Origin of the sequence: Mesorhizobium australafricanum (assembly GCF_033977265.1) — a bacterium.
GTDB lineage: Bacteria > Pseudomonadota > Alphaproteobacteria > Rhizobiales > Rhizobiaceae > Mesorhizobium > Mesorhizobium australafricanum.
Genome location: NZ_JAVIIT010000004.1, coordinates 77,655 through 99,059 on the forward strand (window position 1 = coordinate 77,655; position 21,405 = coordinate 99,059).

Sequence of the window (21,405 nt, forward strand, 5' to 3'; positions counted from 1 at the left end):
TGATGTGAACGGGTTCGCCTACTGGCTCGAGGAACTGTGCTGGTCGCCGAAGACGCCACGCTGGCTGACCTGGATGCCGGCCGGGCCCAGAATGATGGCGAATAGGACCGGCAGGAAGAACAGGATCATCGGCACGGTGAGCTTGGGCGGAAGTGCCGCGGCCTTCTTCTCGGCCGCATTCATGCGCATGTCGCGGCTTTCCGAGGCGAGCACGCGCAGCGCGTGCGCCACCGGCGTGCCGTAGCGTTCGGCCTGGACCAGGGCCTGTGACACCGACTTCACCGATTCCAGGCCGGTGCGGCTTGCCAGGTTCTCATAGGCGATCTTGCGATCCTGCAGATAGGACAGCTCGGCATTGGTGAGCACGAATTCTTCGGCAAGCGCCACCGACTGCGTGCCGATTTCGTCGGCAACCCTGCGCAAGGCCGCTTCCACCGACATGCCGGATTCGACGCAGATCAGCATCAGGTCGAGCGCGTCAGGCCACGCCAGCTGGATCGACTGCTTGCGCTTGGTCGCGCGGTTGTTGACATAGAGGATAGGCGCGTAGAAGCCGCCATAAGCGACGACGACACAGACGAACAGCTTGATGAAAGCCGGCTGCAGCGGCAGGCCGCCGAGCACGAACAGGTAGATCGCCGCCAGGGCAAAGCCGACGAATGGCAGAACGAGGCGGAAGAAGAGGAAACGCGTCATCGGGTTCTGGCCGCGAAAGCCCGCGACCTTGAGCTTCTGGATCGTGTTTTCATCGGCAAGCGCGCGCCTGAGATCCAGGCGGTCGACGATGTTGCGCATCCCGATGGACTGTTCCTCGCGCAGACCACCCTTGCGGCGGCGGTCGGCTTCGTTGGCAAGACGCTGGCGCTGCTTGGCGCGCAGTTCGTCGCGTTCGAGCGCCACGGTTTTCATGCGCGACTTGAGCGAAGTGCCGCCGAGCGCGGGCATGAGGGTGAAGACGGTCGCAAACACGGCGATGCCGACCAGCAGCGCGATCAGGAAGGAAGGATCGGTGAGTGTTTTGACGACCTGCTCTGTCACTGGATCCGCGCCCCTACACTTCGAAGTTCATCATCTTGCGCATCACCAGGATGCCGATCGACATCCAGACACCAGAACAGCCGAGGATCAGGTTACCGACGTTGGTGGTGAACAGCGGCATGATATAGGTCGGGCTCGTCAGATAGACGAGGACGGCGACGACGAAAGGCAAGGCGCCGATGATGACGGCGGATGCCTTGGCTTCCATCGACAGCGCCTGGACCTTGGCCTTCATCTTCTTGCGGTCGCGCAGCACGCGCGACAGGTTGCCCAGCGCCTCGGACAGGTTGCCGCCGGCCTGTGACTGGATCTGGATGACGATGCCGAAGAAGCCGGCCTCGCTGCACGGCATGGTCTCGGACATGCGCATGGCGGCGTCGGGCACCGACATGCCCAGCTGCTGGGAATCGACGATGCGGCGGAACTCGGACCGGACCGGTTCTGGCGACTCGTTGGCGATCAGGCGGATCGCGTCGTTGAGCGGCAGACCGGACTTGACCGCGCGTACGATGATGTCGAGCGCGTTGGGGAACTCTTCCAGGAAGGCTTTGACGCGACGCGTGCGGCGAAACGTGACGAACCAGCGCGGCAGGCCGAGGCCCCCCACCAGCAGGGCGCCGGGCAGAGCCCACAGAGGCGCGCCGAGGAAGAAGAGAAGGGCCGTCAGGACGATGCTGCAGACGGCGGAGTAGATGTAGAAACGCTCGATCGAAACCTGCATGCCGGCCTGGCGGATCTGGACCCTCAGCGGCGGTTTCTTGACGTTGCGATCATTGGCCTTCTGCTTCTCGTCGAGCTGCTTGAGCGAGTCCTGAAGACTTTTGCGCCGCTTGACCGCTTCCGAGGCGCGGTCGCGCGTGGCTTTCACCACGGACCGGTCGGTTTCGGCTGTCTTGATGGTCTGAAGCCGCTTGCCGGCCTGCTTCTCGTTGTCGATGCGCGTGAACAGGAAAGCATAGGCTATCGCGCCTGCGCTGAAGCCAGCAAGCACGATGAAAGCCAGTACGGTGGTGTCAATTCCGAACATCGACCGGTATCCCTGAGCGGTTCATCGTTTCACGGAAACGACGAACCGCTCTATCTCTTTGATTTCACGCAATTCCGGGCGGAAAGTTACGGCGAAGTCGCCGAGCCCGACCGTTTCACACTTTTCCCGGAATTGCTCTTGACCTCCAGCTGCATCAATCAGCGCGTTTCTCCATCGCCTCGAGCGCATTGGCGAGACGTTGTTCCTCGGCATAATAGCGGGCGCGGTCCCAGAAGTGAGGGCGGCCGATGCCCGTCGACACATGCTCGCCGACCAGCCGGCCGCTCGAGTCCTCGCCCTTGATGTTGTAGAGGACAAGATCCTGGGTGATGATGACGTCGCCTTCCATGCCGACCACCTCGGTGATGTGGGTGATGCGGCGCGAGCCGTCGCGCAGGCGGGCCGCCTGGATGATAACATCGATCGAGCCGACCACGATCTCGCGCACAGTGCGCTGCGGCAGCGAATAGCCGCCCATGGCGATCATCGATTCGATACGGTTGAGGCATTCGCGCGGGCTGTTCGAGTGGATCGTTCCCATCGAGCCGTCGTGACCGGTGTTCATCGCCTGCAGCAGGTCGAACACTTCCGGTCCGCGCACCTCGCCCACGATGATCCGCTCCGGACGCATGCGCAGGCAGTTCTTGACCAGGTCGCGCATGGTCACCTCGCCCTCGCCCTCGAGATTGGGCGGCCGGGTTTCGAGACGGACCACATGCGGCTGCTGCAGCTGCAGTTCCGCCGAATCCTCGCAGGTGATGACGCGCTCCTCGCGGTCGATATAGTTGGTCAGGCAGTTGAGCAGCGTCGTCTTGCCGGAGCCGGTACCGCCTGAGATGACGACATTGCAGCGGACGCGGCCTATGATCTTGAGGATTTCCGCGCCTTGCGGCGAGATGGCGCCGAACTTGACCAGCTGGTCCAGCGTCAACTTGTCCTTCTTGAACTTGCGGATGGTGAGCGCGGTGCCGTCGATCGAGAGCGGCGGCGCGATGACGTTGACGCGCGAGCCGTCGGGAAGACGCGCGTCGCAGATCGGGCTCGATTCATCGACGCGGCGGCCGACCTGGCTGACGATGCGCTGGCAGATATTGAGCAGCTGCTGATTGTCGCGGAAGCGGACGCCGGTCTGTTCGACCCTTCCGTTGACTTCGATGTAGACGTTCTTGGAGCCGTTGACCATGATGTCGGCTATGTCGTCGCGGGCAAGCAACGGCTCGAGCGGTCCATAGCCCAGAACGTCATTGCAGATGTCTTCGAGCAGCTCTTCCTGCTCGGAGATCGACATTGCGAAGTTCTTGATCGCGATGATGTCGTTGACGATGTCGCGGATTTCCTCGCGCGCGCTCTCGGGATCGAGCTTGGCAAGCTGCGACAGGTCGATCGTATCGATGAGCGCGGAAAAAACCTGGCTCTTGGTGTCGTAGTAGAGTTCGCTGCGCTCGCGCTGGACCTTTTTCGGCGGCTCTGACGCCATCGGCGGCGCCTCGACTGGACGGCGAGCCGGCGGCGCGGCCGGCGCGCTGGACGTCGGCGCGGCCGGCCGCTCGGCCGTCATCGTTCCCGTTGAAGCGGCAGCGGCGGGAGCAGATGCCGGCGGACGGAATTCGGGCGTTGCCCGGTTGCCGTCGTCCTTGCCTCTTTTACCAAACATGATCGACTACCCGATGCCGCTCAATCAGCGTCACTTCTTGTTGCGCGAGAGCTTGCCGAGGATGGAGCCCAGGCCTGCCTTCTTCTTTGCCTTGATTTCGCTGCGTCCGGTCAGGACATGCGCTATCTCATTGATGGTGGTGACGACCGGGCTCTTGGCGTCCATCTCGCTGAGCATGCGGCCGTTGTTGGAGGCATTGCCGAACAGCAACGGTTCGAAGTTGATCACGGCCATGGGGGTAATGCCGAGCGGTTCGGCGAAATCGGAAGCCGCGATCTCGGGCCGTTTCGGCACACCTGCCTGGTTGATGATCAGCTTCGGCGGCGGATCGTTCGGACGCAGCCGCTTCAGCATATCCACCATGTTCTTGGTGTTGCGAAGATTTGCGAGCTCGGGCGTGGCGGTGATGACGATCTCGTCGGCCTTGATCAGCGTGCTCTTCGTCCACCCGCTCCAGACGTGCGGGATATCGAGCACAAGCAGAGGCGCGCTGCGCTGCGCCGTCTCGATGATCTGCGAGAACGCCTCGGCGTCGAAATCATAGACGCGCTCCAGCGTGGAGGGAGCAGCAAGCAGCGACAGATGCTCGGCGCATTGCGCGAGCAAGCGGTCGAGATAGACCTCATCGACCCGCTCAGGCGAAAACACGGCCTCGGCGATGCCTTGCGCCGGGTCCTGATCGAAATTGATGTTGGCGGTGCCGAAGGCGAGATCGAGATCGGCGATGACGACTTCGGATTTGAACAGTGACGACATCGCCCAGGCGACATTGTGAGCGATTGTCGATGAACCGACGCCGCCCTTGGCTCCGATGAAAGCGATCGAGCGGCCGATCGGCTCCGATTCAGGATCGACGAAGATCGACGACACGACGCTGACGATGTCGGTCATCGAGACCGGCGCGATGACATATTCGGAAATGCCCGAACGGATAAGCTCACGGTAGAGCCCGACATCGTTGTAGTGGCCGATGACCACGACCTTGGAGGACGGATCGCAGTATTCCGAGAGCTGGCCGAGTTGTTCGAGCAGCTGCTGCGGCTCGCTGCGCGATTCCAGCAGGATCAGGTTCGGTGTCGGCGCGGACTGGTAGAACTCGATCGCGGTCGGGATGCCGCCCATGTGGACCTTGAGATGGGCCTTGGCCATGCGGCGGTCTTCGCCCGCGCGCTCCACGGGGTTGGCGACGCCTTCGGTCTCGCAGAAGGCCTGGATCGAAATGCGCGGCACCGGACGCAGCGCCTGCATGGCGGCGATGTCCTGCTGCGAAAGGTCGCCGGCTTCCGCGGGCGTTTCGTAGGCAAGATTGCTCATCGTTGTTTGCCCCAAGACTTCGAATTCATGATCAGTAATCGACCTCCTGATTAACAGGAGGAATCGCCAATGGAACTTTCCGATAATCGTCGATGATCCGGCCACGCCGCTCGGCGTCGATCTCGGACTGTTTGCGCGGTCCGAGCAGATCGTTGGGATTGGCTATCTGGGCCGCGAGGTTGTTCTGATAGGAGCAGCCGAAATCGGCATAATGCTTGTTTTCCGACGTCTCCGTCAGGTCATCGGGCCAACGCCCGCATTTGTCGGTCTGTGCCCTCACGGCGACGAAGGCCACGCGCACAGGCGCAGAGGCTTCGGGAACGGCAGACTCATAGGATGTCATGACGATCCGGTCGCGCTTCACACCGGCTGCCATGGCAACCCGGGCAAAATCGCGGCCTGCCGCCCGGGCAGCAATTTCGTTGGCGGAGCCGGCCGGCATCGCGATCGTCAGCGTCGGCGCGGCGCTCCTGTCGTAACCGCCGAGAAAGCCGAGCAGCGTGTCGCGCTGGGCACCTGTCATGCCGCGATCGCCGGCGCCGACCGGCAGGTCGATCTTCTGGTTCTTCTCGGCAATGACGATCGGATGGGTCGTGCGGTAATCGTCCGGGACTGACCCGACCGTGATGCTGTCGCGATTGGCGCAGCCAGTGAGCGAGGCCGCGAGCACCACCGCAAGTGCCGGGACCACCGACCGGCGGATCCTTGCGATACCGGATGCTGTCCGGGCCGTCATGACTTTCGATGCTGACTTGGACATATCCGCATTCCCACTCATTTGTAGATGAAGCCGACGACGCCGTGATAGCGGCCCGGCGGCCTGTCGGTCTGCATGGTGCCGTAGACGCGGTTGACGCGGCCGAGGAACATGCCGGCGCCGTCGCTCGGCGGATTGAAATTGTCATCCGGCTTGGCGAGATCGTTGCGCGCCACCGCTTTCACCAGATAGGGCGTGATGATGACAACGAGCTCGCTTTCGTTGCGCACGAAGTCCCGGCTGCGGAACAACGCACCAAGCACCGGAATCTTGGTCAGTCCGGGCAGTCCGTTCACGGCCTGCCTGACATCATCGCGGACGAGACCGGCGATCATCATCGAACCGCCAGAGGGCAGTTCGACCGTAGTGTCCGCCAGCCGCTTGCGAAGCGAAAGCACGTTGATGCCCTGGCGGCTGATACCACCTGACAGGGAGACCGATCCTTCTGTCGTTGGCTCGGAAACCGCGGTCCTGACCTTCAGACTGATGCGTCCGGGAGACAGAACGACCGGCTGGAACTCCAGGCCGATACCGTACTCGATCTGCTTGACGGTGTAGGTGACGCCGTTGGCGCCGCCTGCCGCCTGGTTCTGCACCATGTTGTATTCGCCACCGACCTTGAACGTCGCCTTCTCTCCCGAAACGGCCGTAAGCGTCGGTTCGGCCAACGTCTTCATAACGCCAGCCTGCTCCATGGCGTTGATGTAGGCTCGCAGCGGTGGGTTTGCTCCCGGCCCACTGGCAAAATTGAACCCGGAAGCCGATAACGATTTGCCGAGGCCCGCAAAGTTGTCGCTGATTGCGCCGTAGCTGATGCCGTTGCTGCCGCCGTTGCCAACCATGTTGACGCCGAGCTGCTTCATCACCGAGCGGCTGACTTCCGCCACCGTCACCTTCAGCGTCACCTGGTCGTCGCCGATGATCTGCAGCAGGTTGACGATCTTGGAGACCCGGCGCTCCTGGTCGGGATTGTTGATATCGACGCCGCCATTGACCGAGCCACCGGCGGCAGTCTGCGAATATTGACCCGTCGTCGCTTCGCCGCCTGACACGAAGATGGTGGCGAGGTCGACGGCGCGCTTGGCGTCGAGCGGCGTGTCGACGGTGCCGGTCAGGACGACGTTGTCATTGAGAAGCTCGACCTTGATCTGCGAGGACGGGATGAAGCGCTTCAGATAGTCCTCCAGCCCGGCGACGTCGCGTTCGACGGCCAGATCCAGGCTGACGATCTGCTCGCCATTGGGGCCGAAAACGAAGATGTTGGTTTCGCCGACCGCCTTGCCGAACAGGTAGATGCGCCGCGCCGTGCGGGTCACGGCATCGGCAACCGCCGGATTGGCGACAAGGATATCATAGGCGTCGCTTGGCAGGTCGATGACCACCGATTTGTTGAGGCCGAGCTTGACGCGCTGCGTGGCGACGGAAGCCGATACGCCGGCACTCGCGGCCTTGGCTTCAGCCAGGCCCAGGGCGTCGGTGCCGAGCAGGAACAGGCCGATCGCCGCGGCCGCCAGGAAGGGCAGCAGTTTACCGTCTCGCCTCATTTCCTCGCTCCTACCTCGGAAACCTCACCCGACTTGATCAGCCGCACCGTTCCGCGTCGACCATTGCCGTTGACAAGGTAGTCGGCTTCGCCCGTATTCTTCTCATGGATGTCGGTGATCGGACGCAGCGCCAGGGTCAGGCGGTCCGCCATCTGCTGCGCCACGGTGATGATCTCGGCCTGCTGCGGCGTCAGCTCCAGCGTCGCGGTCTGGCCGACCCTGGTCTTCTTGCCTTCCTCGTCTTCCTGGATGGTCTGGTCGATGGCCAGCACGCGGATGTTCTTGAGGATCGTCTCGGTGTTGAAGCCGCTGCCGCCATTGCCGGTGTCGGCGCGGCGGGTCATGATGACATCGACGAAGTCGTTGGGCAGGATGAAGCCGCCGGCGGAGGTATCGGCCGATATCGCGGTGGCGACAGCGCGCATCCCGGAAGGCAGGATCGACGACATGAAGCTCTGCCCCTCGCCGACCAGCTTGGAGCGTCGCAGCGGCTCGCCCGTATACATGGCGACGCGCGCGACCGAGCCCTTGAGCTTTTCGATCGCATCAGGTTCGGCGGCGCGGGTGATGAAATTGGCGTTGATGCCGTCGGCCGGCCATTCTTCCCAACTGATGTTGTTGGCGAGCTGGCTGCCCATCGGCACGTCGCCGGAAAGCACCAGCACATCCTGCAATGCAATCGCCGGCTGCTTGGGCCCATCGACAATGACCTGAGGCGCAGGCGCCACGACCATGTTCTTCGCGACATAGCCTGCGCCACCTGCCGCCACCGCGGCCACGCCCAGAATGATCAATCGGGATGCTGGCATTCGTCCGAAACCCTCGCCTCGTGGCAACCACCCTCGCCAGGCCGGACTTTGCAACCGCAATCGTCAAAACAAGGTTAATGCAATGCTTACGATCGTGATTAATTTAAGGCTTACTCAAATTGGAACGAACCGCTTGCCGTTAACGAAAAAGGCGGCCTTGCCGCCTCGATAACCCAGTTTTCGTCGACAGGGCGAACTAAAGCGCGTCGCGCTGAATCGGATTCAGGCGACGCGCTTTAAGTCTTTCTTTTTGATGCATGTCGTTGTCCCAGAACCGCTGCACGCTTCTGGGCGATATGTATCAGGCAGTGAGCCTCTCCAGCGCCCAGACCATTAGCGGGGAATCCGGAAAGGTGATGAGCCCGCCGAGCCCCAGCGCGACACCATAAGGAACACCTACCCGTTCGTCGGCGAAATGGCGCAGGAAGCGGTTGTGGCCGGTGTAGGCCGCAAGCGGCGATTTTCGGTAGACCAGAATGGCGATCGTCAGCACGCCGCCGATCAGTGTCGAAGTCACCAGATAGCCGACGAGATTGATGTTGAGTCCCATCCAGACGGCCGTCGCCGCCAGAAGCTTGGCATCACCCCCGCCCATGCCGCCGAGCGCGAACAGGCCGAACGTCACCGCCAGCACCAAGGCGCCTGCCGCGAAGTGCCAGCCATAGGTGGCCCAGTCCATTCCGGTCAACGGAGCGATCAGGGCGAATGTCGCCAGAAGCAGCACCGGCACCCGGTTGGCGATCGTCATCGACAGCGTGTCCGAGATCGCCGCGAACAGCATGCAGAAAGGAAAGACGACGAAGATCATGGCTTCAAGCATCGACGCGGCACCCGTGGAAAACGCTCGGCCTGCACCCTAGGCATATCCGATTAACGATTGATGAGACGGGGCTCTTAAAGCGCGCCGCGACGAAACGAATTCGGGCGACGCGTTTTAAGTCTGTGTTTGATGCAAGTCGTTCTCCCAAAACCGCTGCGCACTTTTGGGCGACATGCATTGGTGGCCCGCATCATACAAGAAGGGCCGCCCTTTGGCGGCCCTCTTTGCTAGACAAGGACGTTTCCGTTTATCACGGAGCCGTGCCGGTGTTGACGGCGCCTGCGATGGCGACGAACTTGGCATTCAGGGCGCCGCCGAGCTGGCTGGCGCCGACCATGATGGCGAGCGCGATGAGAGCAGCGATCAGACCGTATTCGATAGCGGTCGCGCCGGATTCGTCCTTCACAAAACGTGCAATGAGATTAGACATTCGAGAGCTCCTACTCCACGTGTTACAGCACTTCCGTCAACTTCTCTTCACGGTTGATCGGATGCTGCAAATCTAGGGAGAAGCCCTTTCAATCGGCTTAATAAACAGCCTTACCGATTCCTTTCCGATGGCGAACGCGTTGCGTGGTTAACCGTGACCTAAACACTGTCAGGCAGCATGGGATCCCGGAAAACAGCGGAAACCGGCGGCTCCTGCAATATTGCTAAAACAGCGAGCACCATTGATGCGTAAGGCATGGGAAGCCGATCCTCCATCGTGGCCAGGCACGGTTTAACCGTTGGTTCACCAATCTCGTTCATGTTCCGTTGAAGAATCTGCCCGCCGGGAGCGCTTCAATGACCTTGTCCAGATCGCTGTTTCCAGTCGCCGCGCTGCTGGCAACTGCCGCCTTGGTCATGCCGGCCATGGCCGGCGCGGGGATAGAAGTCACCATGAACCAGGCAAAGATCGTCAAATTGTCACGCGCGGCCGACACGGTCGTCGTCGGCAATCCGCTGATCGCCGACGCCTCCGTGCAGGACGCCTCGACCATCGTTCTCACCGGCAAGGGTTTTGGCGTCACCAATATGGTCGTGCTCGACTCCGACGGCAGCCCGATCATCGACGAACAGGTGACCGTCGTGCGACAGGCGGCCTCCTCGGTACGCATCTACAGGCGCGCCGAAGTCCAGACCATGTCCTGCACGCCCTATTGCGAGAGTGCGTTCAAGAGCGAGGCCGAGAAGACTTCCGAATCCGAAATGAGCGCCGGGCACTGAGCCCTGCGAGAAGTGAATCCACGGGCATTAAAGACCGCTTAAGGCTTGCCCGACGAATTTATCGATCATCCAAACCGGCCCTCAATGGGTTTTCGCTAACCTTGCCGCCGGTACCGATATGGGATCGGCAGGAAACGCAAAATGAGCAAGGATGCCACATCCGGCGACGGCATGGACAGCAAGGCGCGCGCCAAATCCGGCCCCGGCTTCTTCAGCGACAGACGCGGCAGCACGGCGATGGAATTCGCGATGCTGGCCATCCCGTTCGCGCTTCTCGTCTTCGCCATCCTCGAGAGCTGCATTTCGTTCGCCGGCCAGGAGGTGATGGCCAACATCACCGACGACGTCGCCCGCCAGCTGCGCACCGGACAGCTTCAGAAATCGAACGTCACCGAATCCTCGATCAAGCAGCTGATCTGCGGCAGGCTGGAGATCATGGTGGCCAAGGACTGCCCGGGATTGCTGGTCGATCTGCGCGAATATCCGAGCTTCGCCGACGCCGCCACGGCGGGCTTCAAGATCGTGGATGGAGATATCGTGCTGACGCAAGGCACGGGCTCGACGACCCCTACCGTCTCTCCGGGGTTGGCGGAGTCCATCAACATGCTGCGGGTGTTCTACAAATGGCCGGTGATGACCGATTTCCTGGCCAAGTCGATGGCCAATCTGAAGGACGGCAAAACGCTGCATTTCGCATCGGTGACCTGGCAGAACGAACCATTCGACGACAATTGAGGCTGCTCGACGGCTAAGCCGCGGCGTGGAGGATAGTATGCATAGTGCGGGGGCACTCCGGGGGATTTCGGCGAAGGTGGAGCGGTTTTGCCGCGACCGCCGCGGCGTCGCGGCGATCGAGTTCGCGTTCATCGTGCCGGTGCTGCTCATCATGTATTTCATCACGATGGAGGCCTCGCAGGCCATCGAGACCAGCAAGAAGGTCAGCCGCATCGGCAGCATGGTGGCTGATCTCGTCACACAGCAGCCGGCCGTCGTGAAGGCCGACCTCGATGCGATGATGCGAATCGGCACGTCGACGCTGCAGCCTTACAACCGTTCACTACCGACGATCATCATCACAGGCATACAGATCACGGACGAGGCGACGCCGAGAGTGCAGGTTGCGTGGTCGCGCAAGCTTGTGGGCAGCACCTATAGCGTCGACGCGGCAAAGGACACCATCACCACGGTTCCCTCGACGCTGAACATCCGCAACACTTTCCTGGTGCGGGTGGAAAGCGATCTCGGCTACAAACCGATCATCATCTGGTCAGCCAGCAATTCGCAGACGCTCGGGCTGACCTCGGCCTTCAACAACATATCGATGAGCGAAACCTATTACCTGCGGCCTCGCCGGAGTCCGACGATCCCTTGCAGCGACTGCTGATTGGCTATTCTTTTCCGGCCGCTTCCCGCCGCACGATCGCCAGAGCCATCGCGTAGTCCTTCTGCACGGCCGGCGCAAAGCCGCCGGGATGCGCCCCCTCCAGCAGATCGTACACATCGGGCGTCTGGGACCTGAGATTGGTCAGGAAGACCGTCAGCCGGCGCTTTGCCTCGGGATCGAGATCGCTGCGGACGGCATGAGGGCCGTAGCGCAAGAGGCCCGAAGTCCATAGCACCCGAAGCGACGCCCAGGGGATGCCCGCAGCCTCCAGCCGCGCGACGGTGCCTTTGGAACGGGTGGGCCGGCCCTCGGCATCGGCCGGTTCCCAGCCGAACAGCGCGTCCGCTTCGCCGCCGGCCAGCATCGTTTCGGCCGCAGTGGCCGAAGCGGCGCGTGCCAGGAAGGGCGAATCCTGCGCGATCTTGACGCCTTCGGCGGAAAGAGCCGCCAGCGGCAGCAGCGCGCCGGCGACATTTTCGGCCGGCGCAATCGCGATCCGATGCGAGGCCATGGCGGCAAGATCCGGAAGCCTGCCGTCGCGCGTCACGAGGACCGAGCGGATGCCGACGGCGCCGTCGGCATCGACCGGCGCCACCAGCGGTTCCACACAGCCGCAGCGCTCCGAGGCCGTAGCATAGGCAAGAGCCGAATAGGCCCCGTATTGCACGCGCCCGCTCGCCTGCGCCTCGATCAACGCCGCATAGTCACGCGCAACGACGAACTCGACCTTCATGCCGAGCGCATTGGCATAGGCGTCCGTCAGGCGCGCAAGCCCGGGGATGGTGTTGCCGCCGCCCCGCTCGGCAACGATGCCGATGCGGAACGTGCCGATGTCGTCACGCCAGTCGGCGCGTGCCGGCCAGGAGGCTGCGCCGAACGCCGCGAGAGCGGCCGCGCACACCTTCACGGCCTGTCTTGCCGCGGTTTCGCCGCGCGTCGCCATGCTTGCTTTGCTCCCGCCGCGTCTGCGCCTCGTCGCAACTATGGCGCGAACCCGTTGCGGTTTGGTTTCCGATTTGCCAACACCGACGGGGAACCTTATGTCTGGCAACCAGGACTGACAACAAAGATACCAATGGCGCGCGCTTTCCTGTTCGTTCTCGATTCTTTCGGCATCGGCGGCGCGGCCGACGCCGAACGCTACGGCGATGCCGGCGCCGACACGTTCGGACATATCTTCAAGGCCTGCGACGAAGGTCGCGCCGATCGGGAAGGTCTGCGCAAGGGGCCGCTCGCCGTGCCCAACATGATGTCGCTCGGGCTCGGCAGGGCGGCGCAAACCGCAACGGGACTGATACCAGGCGTCGACGCGCCGCTAAGTGCCTCGGCCTTCCATGGCGCCGCCCAGGAAGTGTCGAGCGGCAAGGACACGCCTTCGGGCCATTGGGAGATTGCCGGCCTGCCCGTGCGCTTCGACTGGGGTTATTTTCCCGACACCATGCCGGCCTTCCCGGCCGAGCTCACCGAGGCGATCATCCGCGAAGGCAAGGTGCCGGGAATCCTCGGCAACTGCCATGCGCCGGGGACCGAGATCATCGAGCGGCTCGGCGAAGAGCACATCCGTACGGCCAAGCCGATCTGCTACACATCGGTCGATTCCGTGCTGCAGATCGCCGCGCATGAGACGCATTTCGGCCTGGAGCGACTCTATGAGCTCTGCCTTACCGTGCGCCGCCTGGTCGACCCGCTGAAGATCGGGCGGGTGATCGCGCGTCCCTTCGTGGGCGAAACACCAGCCACGTTCCAGCGCACCCACAACCGCCGCGACTATGCGGTGCCGCCGCCAGAGGAGACCTTGCTCGACCGGCTGACCGGCCGCGGCAGCAAGGTGATCGCCGTCGGCAAGATCGGCGACATCTTCGCCCATCGCGGCATCTTTGAAGTGCGCAAGGCCGGCGGCAACATGGCGATGTTCGACAAGGCGCTCGGCGCCATGGACGACGCCGGCGAAGGCGACCTGGTCTTCGCCAATTTCGTCGATTTCGACACCGATTTCGGTCACCGGCGCGATGTCGCCGGCTATGCTGCCGCGCTTGAAGCCTTCGACCGCAGACTGCCTGAGGCGCTGTCGCGCATCAGGCCGGGTGACCTTCTCATCCTCACCGCCGACCATGGCAATGACCCGACCTGGCGCGGCACCGACCATACACGCGAGCGCGTTCCGGTGATCGGCATCGGGCCGGGGCTGAAGGGCGGTGACATCGGGCTGAGGCCAACCTTCGCCGATATCGGCGAAACGGTCGCGGATCACCTTGGCCTGGCAGCCGGCCGCCACGGAACATCATTCCTCGCAACGATAGGCGGCCATGCCTGAGCTGCCTGAAGTCGAAACCGTCCGGCGCGGACTGCAGCCGGTGCTGGAAGGGGCGCGACTCGTCAAGGTCGAGGCGCGCAGGCCCGACCTTCGCTTTCCTTTCCCCGAACGATTTTCGGAGCGGCTTACCGGCAGGACCGTGGCGGCGCTTGGCCGGCGCGCCAAATATCTGACGATGCATATCGAAAACGGTCCCGTGCTGATCTGTCATCTCGGCATGTCGGGATCGTTCCGGGTCGAAGCCGCCGGGACCAGCGACATCCCCGGCACCTTCCATCACGAGCGCTCGAAAAGCGCGGCACACGACCACGTCGTGTTCGACGTCGTCTCGCCAAAGGGCGAGCGCTCGCGCGTCATCTTCAACGACCCGCGCCGCTTCGGCTTCATGCTGTTTGCCGAAGGCGCGCCGGACACGCATCCGATGCTGGCCGGACTGGGCGTGGAGCCGACCGGCAACGCGCTTGACGGCGCGCTGCTCGCGTCGCTGCTCGAGGGCAGCAGATCGCCGCTCAAGGCAGCCCTGCTCGATCAGCGGCTGATTGCCGGGCTCGGCAATATATATGTGGCGGAGGCCTTGTGGCGCGCCGGCCTCTCGCCGCTGCGCGAAGCCGGCACCATTGCCGGGTCGGCCAAGAAGGCGAAAGAGCAAAGCGAGCGCCTGGCGCAGGCGATCCGCTCGGTCATCGCCGACGCTATCGCCGCCGGAGGCTCCTCGCTTCGCGACTATATCCAGGCCGACGGATCGCTTGGCTATTTCCAGCATTCCTTCGCAGTCTACGATCGCGAAGGCGAGCCGTGCCCGAAGCCGGGCTGCCGCGGCCACATCGAGCGCATCGTGCAAAGCGGCCGCTCGACCTTCTATTGCCGGACCTGTCAGCGGTAAGCTAGGAACGGTATCGATCGTCCCACTGCCGCGGAGGAAGCGAAACCATGGCTTATGAAACGATTATCGTCGAGACGCGCGGCAAGGTCGGGCTGATCACGCTGAACCGGCCCAAGGCGCTCAATGCGCTGAATTCGCAAGTCCTCGCCGAGGTGGTGGCGGCGGCGAGCGCGTTCAACGCCGATGCCGGGATCGGCGCCTTGGTGCTTACCGGCTCGGAAAAGGCCTTTGCCGCCGGCGCCGACATCAAGGAAATGCAGGCGATGTCCTTCGCCGACGCCTACACGCAAGACTTCTTCGTCGGCTGGGAGGAATTAACACGCACGCGCAAGCCCATCATCGCGGCGGTCGCGGGCTATGCGCTTGGCGGCGGCTGCGAGCTGGCCATGATGTGCGACTTCATCATCGCCGGCGACAACGCCAAGTTCGGCCAGCCCGAAATCACGCTCGGGGTCATGCCCGGCATGGGCGGATCGCAGCGATTGACCCGCTTCGTCGGCAAGTCCAAGGCCATGGACATGTGCCTGACCGGGCGCATGATGGATGCGGCCGAGGCCGAGCGCTGCGGACTGGTATCGCGGGTGGTCCCGGTCGCAGAGCTGCTCGAGGAAACGCTGAAGGCGGCGGTGAAGATCGCCGAGTTCTCACTGCCGTCGGTCATGATGACCAAGGAAGCCGTCAACCGCGCCTACGAGACGACGCTGACCGAGGGGCTGCGCTTCGAACGCCGCCTGTTCCATTCGCTGTTTGCGCTCGACGACCAGAAGGAAGGCATGGCCGCCTTCGTCGAGAAACGGAAGCCGAATTTCACCAATCGCTAGGGCATGCTGCCCAGTTCTGAGAGCGGGTCGTGACGTGACGCGCTTCCAGTCTCCAAAAAGACCGCCAAGTGGCGTTGACGCGCCGGAAAAGCTGAACTATAAGCCGCACCAACCGAGGCGGCCCTGTGGCTGCCCGTTTGTTTTTTGCGCCCTGCGGCACCCCGCTGGCGCCCACCAGATCAGAAGAGAGGCATCATGGCCAATACGTCTTCGGCCAAAAAGGCAACGCGCAAGATCGCCCGCCGCGCGGCGGTCAACAAGAACCGTCGCTCGCGTGTGCGCACCTATGTCCGCCAGGTCGAAGAGGCGCTGGCCGCCGGCGACAAGGCCGCGGCGGTGGCAGCCTTCAAGGTGGCAGAGCCGGAATTGATGCGCGCCGCCACCAAGGGCGTCGTCCACAAGAACACGGCTTCCCGCAAGGTTTCGCGGCTGGCCCAGCGGGTCAAGACGCTGTCGGCCTGACCGACTTAACCCTCTTCCATCGACGTTGAACCCGGCCGCACAGGCCGGGTTTTTTCGTTTGCCGGCAAGTACTTAAAAAAAATGCGCGAACAGCCCTCGGAATGGACTAGCAATGGCGTGAATGCTTTGCCGGCATATACAGTGCCGCCGATATTGACGGGACCGCTCCGCGGCAAGCTGCCAAATTTCACCTGTCAAAAAATCTGCTGTTTTTTCAGTGACTTACAGCCGGTCATCCACAGCTTGTTCAACTCACGATCGAGCGGCGGGGGAGAAGTAGCTGTCAAGAGATTTATTTCAGATTATTTCGTTTCGGGCGGCCTTTTTCATATTCGCCGGAAAAGGGTTTGAATCACAATGGCTTTGTCAAAATGTGCCGTCGCGGCACCGGATTTCAAGCCCCGCCTGCTAACCAGATTCGTTAAAAAACCGTTAGACGTGGCCTTGCCCTATCCACAACGATTTCGGTAATGTCCATCCATCGAAGGGACGGGCTTTTGCCCCTGACCCAGCCTGAATCGGCCAGCACAAAATGGCAGAATTCATGACGTGGAGCAATTCCGCGTGTGGCTTGGTTTGTCTCTTCGGTGCGGGTTGGGGACTGGCGTAATTGTACATGGCGGTCGATGTCTCGCCGGCGTTTTTGCCGGAGGGTGAGGTATTGCCTTGTCGTTGTCGGAAAGCCGGCGTGCGGAGACGCCAGCCGGTCCCTTGCGCGTGTTGCAAACCATCATTGCCGGCGGCGGCAGTGGCGGCGCAGCGAAATGAGGTCGCCGGACCAAGGATGCAGGAGGCGCATCCCCGGCGGGAAAAGGGTACGACAAGACAAGGAACTTTGATCATGCAAAGCGGCATTGAGAGGGAGCTGGCGGGCGAGCTTCCACTTCCAGCAACTTTTGTCGGGGGGACCGACGTGGCGGCATCCAGCGACGCGGAACAGAAGTTCGAGCGGGTCAAGACCCAGCTGAAGGCGCGTCTCGGGGCCGAGGTCTATTCGAGCTGGTTTGGCCGTATGAAGGTCGCCGAGGCTTCCCGTGGCATTGTCCGCATTTCAGTGCCCACAGCCTTCCTGCGGTCCTGGATCAACGGCCATTATCTCGAGCTTATCGCGGAGCTGTGGCGGCATGAGGATCCCGACATTCTCAAGATCGAGATCGTCGTGCGCACCGCGACGCGCCAGGGGCGCAACCATGTCGAGCCGGAAATCGTGCCGGCGCGCAAGATGACCAAGCAGACGCATACCGCGCTCGCCAACGGCACCGCGGGCGCCGGGCGAGTGGAACAACGCGCACCCGCGCCCCGCCAGGGCGCACCCGTGGAACCGGAGTTCCGCCACAATGTGCTGGGGTCGCCGCTTGACCCGCGCTATACGTTCGCCTCCTTCATCGAGGGACCGTCGAACAGGGTGGCCTTCGCCGCGGCCAAGGCGGTGGCGGAATCGCAGTCGAGCGCGGTGCGTTTCAACCCGCTTTTCCTGCATGCCACCGTCGGGCTCGGCAAGACGCACCTCTTGCAGGCGATCGCGGCCGAATCGCTGCGGCACAATCCGAAGTCGCGCGTCGTCTATCTGACGGCGGAATATTTCATGTGGCGCTTCGCCACCGCGATCCGCGATAACAACGCGCTGACGCTGAAAGAACAGCTGCGCGACATCGATCTCCTGATCATCGACGACATGCAGTTCCTGCAGGGAAAATCGATCCAGCACGAGTTCTGCCACCTGATCAACATGCTGCTCGACAGCGCCAAGCAGGTGGTGGTCGCGGCCGACAGGCCGCCGTCGGAACTGGAATCGTTGGAGCCGCGCGTGCGTTCGCGCCTCAATGGCGGCGTGGCGCTGGAAATGTCGGCGCCCGATTTCGCCATGCGGCTTGGCATGCTCAAGCTGCGCCGTGCCACGGCCAAGACCGATGACACCTCGCTCGATATCTCCGACGAGATCCTGGAGCATGTCGCCCGTACGGTTACCGGCAGCGGGCGCGAGCTTGAAGGCGCCTTCAACCAGCTTCTGTTCCGCCAGTCCTTCGAGCCGCAGATCACGATCGACCGTATCGACGAGATCCTCGGCCACATCTACCGCTCGGGTGAGCCGAAGCGGGTGCGCATCGAGGATATCCAGCGCATCGTGGCGCGCCACTACAACGTGTCGAAGACGGAGCTGCTGTCCAACCGGCGCACGCGCACCATCGTCAAGCCGCGGCAGGTGGCGATGTATCTGTCGAAAGTGATGACGCCGCGCTCATTGCCGGAGATCGGGCGGCGTTTCGGCGGCCGCGACCACACGACCGTGCTCCATGCCGTGCGCAAGATCGAAGACCTTTCAGGCGGCGACAACACGCTGGCGCAGGAACTCGAACTGCTCAGAAGGCTGATCAACGACCAGGCCTGAGGCAGCGCAAAACGCTGAAGCGCGTCGTGTCGCACGGATTCGAGCGACGCGCTTTAAGTTCTTGTTTTCATGCATGTCGTCTTCCCAAAACCGCTGCGCATTTTTGGGCGACATGCATCGGTCGGCGTGCTTCGCCGGCTTTATCCCCAGAAAGCCCGCGCAACCGGCCGGAACCGGTGCCCCGGGCTTGCGTTCGCAGGCTTTTTACTGTCAGCTTACACAGATTCTGAAAGCCTTTCAGAGCTTTCGCGGGATGCCGCCCGCCGGTGACCCGTTCATTCATTGAAGCGAGCCTGTTTCGTCATGCGTGTTATCCTGGAACGGTCAAATCTCTTGAAGTCCCTCAACCACGTCCACCGCGTGGTCGAGCGGCGCAACACCATACCGATCCTGTCCAACGTGCTGCTCAGCGCCGAGGGCGCCAGCCTCGAGATGAAGGCTACAGACCTCGATCTCGAAGTGACGGAGGCGACGCCCGCCAAGGTCGAACGCGGCGGTGCGACGACGGTGCCGGCGCATCTGCTCTACGACATCGTGCGCAAGCTTTCCGACGGCGCCGAGGTGATGTTGAAGACGGACGAAGACGGCAACGCGATGACCGTTACCTCCGGCCGCTCGAGCTTCCGCCTGCAGTGCCTGCCGCAATCCGACTTCCCGGAGCTTTCGGCCGGTTCGTTCTCGCATATCTTCCGGTTGGAATCGGCGGCGCTCAAGGGACTTATCGACAAGACCCAATTCGCCATCTCCACCGAAGAGACGCGCTATTACCTCAACGGCATCTTCCTGCACACGCATGAGGTGGACGGCAAATTGAAGCTGCGCTCGGTGGCGACCGACGGACACCGCCTGGCGCGCGCCGAGATCGACGCGCCTGCCGGCTCGGAAGGCATGCCCGGCATCATCATTCCTCGCAAGACGGTGAGCGAGCTGCAGAAGCTGGTCGACGACCCCGACGTCGCGGTGACCACGGAACTGTCGGACACCAAGATCCGCCTCACCATCGGCAGCGTCGTTTTGACCTCGAAGCTGATCGACGGCACCTTCCCCGACTATCAGCGCGTCATTCCGACCGGCAACGACAAGAAGCTGATCATCGACCGTCAGACCTTCGCCGCCGCCGTCGACCGCGTGTCGACGATCTCGTCCGAACGCGGCCGCGCGGTGAAGCTCTCGATCAACGAAGGTCAGGTCACACTTGCCGTCAACAACCCGGATTCAGGCAGCGCCACCGAGGAGTTGGCGGCGGACTACTCATCCGATCCGATCGAGATCGGCTTCAACGCCAAATACCTGCTCGACGTCGCGGCCCAGCTCACCGGCACGGAAGCCAAGTTCATGCTGGCCGACGCCGGCTCGCCGACGCTGATCCACGACATGGCCGACGAGACAGCGCTCTACGTGCTGATGCCGATGCGGGTCTAGGTTCTCTTTGCCGACGCAATTCCGGACGGAAAACCGTGTCACACTTTTCCTGGAATTGCGCTTTTGTCTGTCGCAATTCCGGACGGAAAACCGTGTCACACTTTTCCTGGAATTGCTCTAGCGGACCCGATGTTTGACCGTGACCGCGGACGCGAAACAGCTTCGGCAGCAAAGCTACATCAGTAAGCTAGCGCTTACTAATTTCCGCAATTATGCGACGCTGTCGCTTGACCTCGCGCCCGGCGCGGTGGTGCTCTCGGGCGACAATGGCGCCGGCAAGACCAATCTCCTGGAAGCGATCTCGTTCCTGACGCCGGGCCGGGGCTTGCGCCGCGCGCCCTATGCCGATGTGGCGCGCGAAGGCGGCGATGGCGGCTTCGCCTTGCACGCGCGCATCGAGGGGCCGGAGGGCTATGTCGAGATCGGCACCGGCATTTCCGGCGGCGACGCCGCCGGAGAAGGCGGCAGGAGGGTGCGGATCAACGGTGCACCGGCGCGATCGGCCGAGGACATGCTGGAATGGCTGCGGATCGTCTGGCTGACGCCGGCTATGGACGGGTTGTTTCCTGGACCGGCAGCCGATCGCCGCCGCTTCCTCGACCGGCTGGTGCTGGCGATCGACCCCGGCCATGGCCAGCGCGCGCTCGACTATGAGAAAGCCATGCGTGGCCGTAACCGCCTGCTTACCGAAGGCTCCCGTGACGGTGCCTGGTTCGACGCAATCGAGACGCAGATGGCCGAAACCGGAGTGGCGATCGCGGCGGCGCGGGCCGAGCTGGTACGGCTGCTTGCCGCCATGATCGACAGATTGCCCGGCAGCGGGCCGTTTCCGCAGGCCGACATCAGTCTTGCCGGCGATCTGGAGAGCGCGCTCGACAGCGCGCCGGCGGTCGATGTCGAGGAGCGGTATCGCGCAGCACTTGCCAACGGCCGGGAGCGCGACCGCGCCGCCGGCCGCACGCTGGATGGCCCGCACCGCTCCGATCTCGTGGTGCGGCACCGGCCGAAGTCGACGCCGGCGGAACTGTGCTCGACCGGCGAACAGAAGGCGCTGCTGGTCGGCATCGTGCTGTCGCATGCCAGGCTGACCGGCGAGATGTCGGGCCTGACGCCGATCCTCCTGCTGGACGAGATCGCCGCGCATCTGGATGCAGGCCGGCGCGCGGCACTGTTTTCCATCCTCGAGGAATTGAACTGCCAGGCCTTCATGACGGGCACGGATGCCGCCTTGTTTTCGAGCCTTGCCGGGCGCGCGCAGTTCCTGACGGTCGATCACGGCAGCGTCGGGCTGACGGGGTGACTTCTTGGAGAATCGGCGGGTACTTGCGCCGCGGGACAAGGCTTCGCCTTGCCCGTACTTGCCCGGCGGGACAAAGCTTCGCCTTGCCCGTACTTGCCCGGCGGGACAAAGCTTCGCCTTGCCCGTACTTGCGGGACAAGGCTCCGCCTTGCCCGTACTTGCCCGGCGGGACAAAGCTTCGCTTTGCCCGTACCTGCGGGACAAGGCTTCGCCTTGCCCGTACTTGCCCGGCGGGACAAAGCTTCGCTTTGCCCGTAC

At 62.9% G+C, this 21,405-nt stretch carries 20 protein-coding genes; 10 read left to right on the plus strand and 10 right to left on the minus strand.

Features of this window, described 5'->3' with window-relative positions; translation table 11 throughout:
* Positions 1–18: 18 nt before the first annotated feature.
* The 9 genes from RFM98_RS09605 to RFM98_RS09645 form a co-directional block, all read right to left on the minus strand.
* Positions 19–1,038, minus strand: a complete 1,020-nt coding sequence (locus tag RFM98_RS09605) for a type II secretion system F family protein (protein WP_320308646.1) — start codon at positions 1,036–1,038, stop codon at positions 19–21.
* A 13-nt stretch (positions 1,039–1,051) separates the two neighbouring features.
* Positions 1,052–2,065, minus strand: a complete 1,014-nt coding sequence (locus RFM98_RS09610) for a type II secretion system F family protein (protein ID WP_320308647.1) — start codon at positions 2,063–2,065, stop codon at positions 1,052–1,054.
* Positions 2,066–2,219: 154 nt separating this feature from the next.
* The gene (locus RFM98_RS09615; protein WP_320308648.1) at positions 2,220–3,719 is read right to left on the minus strand and encodes a TadA family conjugal transfer-associated ATPase; all 1,500 of its coding nucleotides are present in this window, start codon (positions 3,717–3,719) and stop codon (positions 2,220–2,222) included.
* A gap of 30 nt (positions 3,720–3,749) precedes the next feature.
* On the minus strand, positions 3,750–5,033 hold the full coding sequence (locus RFM98_RS09620) for a CpaE/TadZ family protein (RefSeq protein WP_320308649.1): 1,284 nt from the start codon (positions 5,031–5,033) through the stop codon (positions 3,750–3,752).
* 31 nt (positions 5,034–5,064) lie between these two features.
* Complete coding sequence (locus tag RFM98_RS09625; RefSeq protein ID WP_320308650.1) at positions 5,065–5,793, minus strand: CpaD family pilus assembly protein; 729 nt, start codon at positions 5,791–5,793, stop codon at positions 5,065–5,067.
* A 14-nt stretch (positions 5,794–5,807) separates the two neighbouring features.
* Positions 5,808–7,334: a type II and III secretion system protein family protein gene (locus RFM98_RS09630; RefSeq protein ID WP_320308651.1), complete on the minus strand. Its 1,527-nt coding sequence runs from the start codon at positions 7,332–7,334 to the stop codon at positions 5,808–5,810.
* Positions 7,331–8,143: a Flp pilus assembly protein CpaB gene (gene cpaB, locus RFM98_RS09635; protein ID WP_320308652.1), complete on the minus strand. Its 813-nt coding sequence runs from the start codon at positions 8,141–8,143 to the stop codon at positions 7,331–7,333. Before cpaB ends, RFM98_RS09630 begins: the two co-directional genes overlap by 4 nt.
* Before the next feature lie 301 nt (positions 8,144–8,444).
* The gene (locus tag RFM98_RS09640) at positions 8,445–8,963 is read right to left on the minus strand and encodes an A24 family peptidase (RefSeq protein WP_320308653.1); all 519 of its coding nucleotides are present in this window, start codon (positions 8,961–8,963) and stop codon (positions 8,445–8,447) included.
* Between the two features lie 250 nt (positions 8,964–9,213).
* Positions 9,214–9,393 carry a Flp family type IVb pilin gene (locus RFM98_RS09645; RefSeq protein ID WP_040973431.1) on the minus strand — a complete coding sequence of 60 codons (180 nt, stop codon included), beginning with the start codon at positions 9,391–9,393 and terminating at the stop codon, positions 9,214–9,216.
* 356 nt (positions 9,394–9,749) lie between these two features.
* On the opposite strand from RFM98_RS09645, the gene RFM98_RS09650 reads away from it, so the two are divergent.
* The 3 genes from RFM98_RS09650 to RFM98_RS09660 all read left to right on the plus strand — a co-directional run bounded on the left by RFM98_RS09650 (position 9,750) and on the right by RFM98_RS09660 (position 11,556).
* Positions 9,750–10,172, plus strand: a complete 423-nt coding sequence (locus tag RFM98_RS09650) for a pilus assembly protein N-terminal domain-containing protein (protein ID WP_320308654.1) — start codon at positions 9,750–9,752, stop codon at positions 10,170–10,172.
* 141 nt (positions 10,173–10,313) lie between these two features.
* Entirely contained in the window at positions 10,314–10,907 is a 594-nt protein-coding gene (locus RFM98_RS09655; RefSeq protein ID WP_430682284.1) for a TadE/TadG family type IV pilus assembly protein, read from the plus strand.
* Positions 10,908–10,944: 37 nt separating this feature from the next.
* Entirely contained in the window at positions 10,945–11,556 is a 612-nt protein-coding gene (locus tag RFM98_RS09660) for a TadE/TadG family type IV pilus assembly protein (protein ID WP_320308655.1), read from the plus strand.
* A gap of 4 nt (positions 11,557–11,560) precedes the next feature.
* On the opposite strand, the gene RFM98_RS09665 is transcribed toward RFM98_RS09660, so the two are convergent.
* On the minus strand, positions 11,561–12,499 hold the full coding sequence (locus RFM98_RS09665; protein WP_320308656.1) for a phosphate/phosphite/phosphonate ABC transporter substrate-binding protein: 939 nt from the start codon (positions 12,497–12,499) through the stop codon (positions 11,561–11,563).
* Between the two features lie 132 nt (positions 12,500–12,631).
* Between RFM98_RS09665 and RFM98_RS09670 the strand changes: the two genes are divergently transcribed.
* The 7 genes from RFM98_RS09670 to recF all read left to right on the plus strand — a co-directional run bounded on the left by RFM98_RS09670 (position 12,632) and on the right by recF (position 21,147).
* A complete protein-coding gene (locus tag RFM98_RS09670; RefSeq protein WP_320308657.1) occupies positions 12,632–13,870 on the plus strand; it encodes a phosphopentomutase in 1,239 nt (412 codons plus the stop codon).
* Entirely contained in the window at positions 13,863–14,753 is an 891-nt protein-coding gene (mutM, locus tag RFM98_RS09675; RefSeq protein ID WP_320308658.1) for a bifunctional DNA-formamidopyrimidine glycosylase/DNA-(apurinic or apyrimidinic site) lyase, read from the plus strand. Before RFM98_RS09670 ends, mutM begins: the two co-directional genes overlap by 8 nt.
* A gap of 47 nt (positions 14,754–14,800) precedes the next feature.
* Complete coding sequence (locus tag RFM98_RS09680) at positions 14,801–15,574, plus strand: enoyl-CoA hydratase (protein WP_320308659.1); 774 nt, start codon at positions 14,801–14,803, stop codon at positions 15,572–15,574.
* Positions 15,575–15,769: 195 nt separating this feature from the next.
* Positions 15,770–16,036: a 30S ribosomal protein S20 gene (rpsT, locus tag RFM98_RS09685; protein ID WP_320214292.1), complete on the plus strand. Its 267-nt coding sequence runs from the start codon at positions 15,770–15,772 to the stop codon at positions 16,034–16,036.
* 913 nt (positions 16,037–16,949) lie between these two features.
* Positions 16,950–18,425 carry a chromosomal replication initiator protein DnaA gene (gene dnaA, locus RFM98_RS09690; protein WP_430682285.1) on the plus strand — a complete coding sequence of 492 codons (1,476 nt, stop codon included), beginning with the start codon at positions 16,950–16,952 and terminating at the stop codon, positions 18,423–18,425.
* 303 nt (positions 18,426–18,728) lie between these two features.
* Entirely contained in the window at positions 18,729–19,847 is a 1,119-nt protein-coding gene (dnaN, locus tag RFM98_RS09695; RefSeq protein ID WP_320308661.1) for a DNA polymerase III subunit beta, read from the plus strand.
* A gap of 139 nt (positions 19,848–19,986) precedes the next feature.
* Positions 19,987–21,147 carry a DNA replication/repair protein RecF gene (recF, locus tag RFM98_RS09700; RefSeq protein WP_320308937.1) on the plus strand — a complete coding sequence of 387 codons (1,161 nt, stop codon included), beginning with the start codon at positions 19,987–19,989 and terminating at the stop codon, positions 21,145–21,147.
* The last annotated feature ends 258 nt before the right edge of the window (positions 21,148–21,405 follow it).

Coding starts and splice junctions, on each gene's coding strand:
- RFM98_RS09610 (WP_320308647.1), bottom strand. CDS start 2,065: ATGTTCGGAATTGACACCACCGTACTGGCTTTCATCGTGCTTGCTGGC.
- RFM98_RS09615 (WP_320308648.1), bottom strand. CDS start 3,719: ATGTTTGGTAAAAGAGGCAAGGACGACGGCAACCGGGCAACGCCCGAA.
- RFM98_RS09620 (WP_320308649.1), bottom strand. CDS start 5,033: ATGAGCAATCTTGCCTACGAAACGCCCGCGGAAGCCGGCGACCTTTCG.
- RFM98_RS09625 (WP_320308650.1), bottom strand. CDS start 5,793: ATGTCCAAGTCAGCATCGAAAGTCATGACGGCCCGGACAGCATCCGGT.
- RFM98_RS09630 (WP_320308651.1), bottom strand. CDS start 7,334: ATGAGGCGAGACGGTAAACTGCTGCCCTTCCTGGCGGCCGCGGCGATC.
- cpaB (WP_320308652.1), bottom strand. CDS start 8,143: ATGCCAGCATCCCGATTGATCATTCTGGGCGTGGCCGCGGTGGCGGCA.
- RFM98_RS09640 (WP_320308653.1), bottom strand. CDS start 8,963: ATGCTTGAAGCCATGATCTTCGTCGTCTTTCCTTTCTGCATGCTGTTC.
- RFM98_RS09645 (WP_040973431.1), bottom strand. CDS start 9,393: ATGTCTAATCTCATTGCACGTTTTGTGAAGGACGAATCCGGCGCGACC.
- RFM98_RS09650 (WP_320308654.1), top strand. CDS start 9,750: ATGACCTTGTCCAGATCGCTGTTTCCAGTCGCCGCGCTGCTGGCAACT.
- RFM98_RS09655 (WP_430682284.1), top strand. CDS start 10,314: ATGAGCAAGGATGCCACATCCGGCGACGGCATGGACAGCAAGGCGCGC.
- RFM98_RS09660 (WP_320308655.1), top strand. CDS start 10,945: ATGCATAGTGCGGGGGCACTCCGGGGGATTTCGGCGAAGGTGGAGCGG.
- RFM98_RS09665 (WP_320308656.1), bottom strand. CDS start 12,499: ATGGCGACGCGCGGCGAAACCGCGGCAAGACAGGCCGTGAAGGTGTGC.
- RFM98_RS09670 (WP_320308657.1), top strand. CDS start 12,632: ATGGCGCGCGCTTTCCTGTTCGTTCTCGATTCTTTCGGCATCGGCGGC.
- mutM (WP_320308658.1), top strand. CDS start 13,863: ATGCCTGAGCTGCCTGAAGTCGAAACCGTCCGGCGCGGACTGCAGCCG.
- RFM98_RS09680 (WP_320308659.1), top strand. CDS start 14,801: ATGGCTTATGAAACGATTATCGTCGAGACGCGCGGCAAGGTCGGGCTG.
- rpsT (WP_320214292.1), top strand. CDS start 15,770: ATGGCCAATACGTCTTCGGCCAAAAAGGCAACGCGCAAGATCGCCCGC.
- dnaN (WP_320308661.1), top strand. CDS start 18,729: ATGCGTGTTATCCTGGAACGGTCAAATCTCTTGAAGTCCCTCAACCAC.